Source organism: Candidatus Eisenbacteria bacterium (genome assembly GCA_013140805.1).
GTDB lineage: Bacteria > Eisenbacteria > RBG-16-71-46 > RBG-16-71-46 > RBG-16-71-46 > JABFRW01.
The window spans coordinates 1-3,142 of sequence record JABFRW010000117.1 but is presented as its reverse complement, the minus strand read 5'-3'; the positions used below and the strand labels follow the sequence as shown (position 1 = coordinate 3,142).

The window sequence follows — 3,142 nt, the reverse complement described above, 5'->3', positions numbered from 1 at the left end:
GCCATGGACGGATCGGGTGCTCCGCGGGCGAGAGATCAGCGTCCGTCCCCCGCGGAGCTCATCCTGCGCTGTCGCCACACGCTCCTGCCGGTCATCGTGATCGGCGGAAGCGACGCCGATCGCGAGGCGATCGCGCGCGCCTTCCATCGCCACAGCCCGATGCGCGGTGGACCCTTCGTACGGCTGGACGCAGTGCTCGAGGACGCCGAGATCCGTGCGCTCGCCGAGCATTGGATCGTGTCCGGCGTCGACGTGGTCTCCGCGCAGCTGCTGGTGGCCGCACATCGCGGCACGCTGTTCGTCGATCGCATCACGCGGCTGTCCGAGACCGCGGAGCGCATGTTGTACGCGGCGTTGCGAAACGAAGTCGCGGATCCGCTCGCCGCCGGGATCGAACCGCAGATCGGGCGGCTGATCGTCGGCAGCGCGTGCGAGCCGTGGTCATTCGCGGCCCCGCGTTCGATTCGAGAGAAGCTCTACGACTACCTGGACAAGATCCGGGTCCACGCCGGCCCCTCGCACGCACGCGCACATCGCTCGCCACGGAAGCGCGTGGATGGAGGAATGAATGTCCACCATCCTGTGCATCGATGACGAACCTTCGGTCGGAGTCACGCTCGAACACGCTCTGACCGAGCTCGGACACGACGCGATCCTCACCACCAGCGTCGAAGAAGGGCTGGTGGCACTCGACGGTCGCGGCTTCGATCTGGTGATCACCGACTACCCGCTCGTGGGGGCGGATGGCCGCGACGTCCTCACGCTGCTGCAGGAGCGCGAGCCCGACACGCCCGTGATCGCGATGGCGAACTACGCGACGCACCAGGAGGTGGTGGCGTCGATCCGCCGTGGTGCGGTCGACTATCTGACCAAGCCGCTGCGTCAGGAGGCGCTGCGTCTGGCGGTCAACAATGCGCTCGAAATCGGACGCCTGAGACGCGAGAACGAGGACATCCGTCAGGAGATCACGCGCCACCAGGGCAGTGGCTCGATCATCGGAACCAGCGCCGCGCTTCAGGCGGTTCTGGACGTGATCGCGGCGGTCGCCCCGACCCGCGCCACGGTGCTGCTCGAGGGCGAATCCGGCACCGGCAAGGAGCTGTTCGCCCGTGCCATTCACGAACAGTCCACGCGTCGCGAGGGTTCGTTCGTGACCATGAACTGCGCGGCGCTTCCCGAGGGCCTGGTCGAGAGCACCCTGTTCGGCCACGAGCGCGGGGCCTTCACCGGCGCCACCTCGCGCAGTCACGGAGCGTTCGAGCGAGCGCATCGTGGAACGCTGCTGCTGGACGAGATCTCGGAGATGCGACTCGATCTGCAGTCCAAGCTGCTGCGCGCACTCCAGGAACAGGAGTTCGAGCGGGTCGGCGGCGCGCAGGCGATCAAGGTGGACGTGCGTCTGATCGCGACCACCAATCGGGACCTTCGTGCCGAGATCGATGCGGGGCGCTTCCGACGCGATCTGTTCTATCGCTTGAGCGTGGTGCCGATTCGCACTCCGCCGCTGCGCGACCGGATCGAGGACGTTCCGGCCCTCGTGGATCACTTCGTCCGTCACTTCGCGCTCCAGCTCGGAGTGCGGGTGCCGCAGGTCACGCCCGAGATCTACGCCGCGCTGTGCCGGCGGCGGTGGCTCGGCAACGTGCGCGAGCTGGCGAACGCGGTCGAACGTGCCGTGATCCTGAGTCGCGGCGGAGCACTCGACACTCGACTGTTCGAAGTCGATCCGCCGATGCCGACGGACGGGAACGGACCGCTGGGATTCGGCGTACCGTTCGGAATGGCGGCCGAGCCACCGGCACCGCACGGGTTCGGGCCGTTGCTCCCGCGCGTCTCGAACGGCGGATCGCTGTTGGACGGGCGCGCGGATGGCACCTACAACCTGCGGCAGCTCGAGAAGCACATGATCCAGCGCGCGCTGCAGGCCACCGGAGGTCACCGTTTGCGCGCTGCTGCCTTGCTCGGGATCAGCGATCGCACGCTGCGCAAGAAGTTGAGTGCGGGGAGAGGGCCTCTCGAGGCCTAGTCACGCACCCGATTGGACCGGCCCGACGGGCCGCGATGCGGAACGAAGTTCCGAGAGCCCCGGAAGCATCTTCCGGGGCTCTTCGCGTGAGCGTGGGTGCGTGACCACGCCGCGACCGCGCCGGTACGCCGTCGACTGCTGGCACTCGCACGCCGAACGTCCTGCGACCCATCGCGTTCCGAGCGCGTCCGCGAGTGAGTGCCGCGCGGCGGAATGTCCTGCGGCACTCCCGGCCGCTCGTGCGGCACATGGCTTGCGTTTCCGATCCTCCGGAAGCGAACCCACGGAGGGGATCCACATGATTCGGGGACTGTTCGAAAACCGCTCGCTCACCGCGCAGCTGCGTGCCGGTCTCGAAGAGGCGAGTGCAACGCATCGCGGCATCTCGGAACGCGTGGCGAACGCACTGTCCGCCAGCAGCAGCACCGACTTCTCAGGGGAGCTGGCGAGCCGGCTCGGCACCGCTCAGCAGCGCGAAGCGGATCTCGAGCGCGAAATGGCGTCGCTCGCCGACACGCAGCTCCGTTACGACGCCGACACCCGCTTGCTGCAGGAGGCGTACGGCCGCCTGCGCGTGACGATGCGCGATCGTGGCTAGGCTCGAGTTTCCGGTATTCCCGCGCACCGTGCGGCAGCTGTTGCGGCCGCTCTCGATCGGAGCGCGTGGCATGGCCACGCAGCAGCGCTTCCTCGAGGTGATCGCCGAGAACATCGCGAACGCCGAGACCACGCGCACACCGGAAGGCGGGCCTTATCAGCGTCAGGTGATGTCGGTGAGCGGCGACGTGGCGGGCGGCGATGCCGCAACCCGGTCGGTGGCGGATCCGCGGGCCGGGCGGCTGCAATACGACCCCGCGCACCCGGACGCCAACACCGATGGCTTCGTGCAATACCCGAACGTCGACGTTCAAGGCGAATTGGTGGATCTGATGATCGCGCGGCGCATGCACGAGGCGAACGCCTCGGTGTTCCAGGCCGCGAAGCTGATGTTGCGTCGCGCACTCGATATCTAGTTGCAGGGAGGGAGCCCTCATGAAGATCGGAGACTTCTCGGCCGCGCATCACCTCGCGTCCGCACAGCAGGCCGCGGCCGCCGCGGCGCCGGCCGTGGCGCGG

The 3,142-nt window shown here is 68.1% G+C and carries 4 protein-coding genes; all 4 read left to right on the top strand.

The window, feature by feature from the left end:
• Positions 1-594, top strand: a 594-nt coding sequence (locus HOP12_09480) for a sigma 54-interacting transcriptional regulator (protein NOT34387.1), incomplete at its 5' end; no start/stop codon positions are given.
• Positions 569-2,026, top strand: a complete 1,458-nt coding sequence (locus tag HOP12_09475; protein NOT34386.1) for a sigma-54-dependent Fis family transcriptional regulator — start codon at positions 569-571, stop codon at positions 2,024-2,026. The genes HOP12_09480 and HOP12_09475, both read left to right, overlap by 26 nt.
• A 298-nt stretch (positions 2,027-2,324) precedes the next feature.
• A complete protein-coding gene (locus HOP12_09470; protein NOT34385.1) occupies positions 2,325-2,624 on the top strand; it encodes a hypothetical protein in 300 nt (99 codons plus the stop codon).
• A gap of 70 nt (positions 2,625-2,694) precedes the next feature.
• Entirely contained in the window at positions 2,695-3,039 is a 345-nt protein-coding gene (flgC, locus tag HOP12_09465; GenBank protein ID NOT34384.1) for a flagellar basal body rod protein FlgC, read from the top strand.
• Positions 3,040-3,142 lie beyond the last annotated feature (103 nt).

Bases quoted from the DNA above. Each gene is read 5' to 3' on its own strand.
- flgC (NOT34384.1), top strand. From the start codon at position 2,695: ATGGCCACGCAGCAGCGCTTCCTCGAGGTGATCGCCGAGAACATCGCG.
- HOP12_09470 (NOT34385.1), top strand. From the start codon at position 2,325: ATGATTCGGGGACTGTTCGAAAACCGCTCGCTCACCGCGCAGCTGCGT.
- HOP12_09475 (NOT34386.1), top strand. From the start codon at position 569: ATGTCCACCATCCTGTGCATCGATGACGAACCTTCGGTCGGAGTCACG.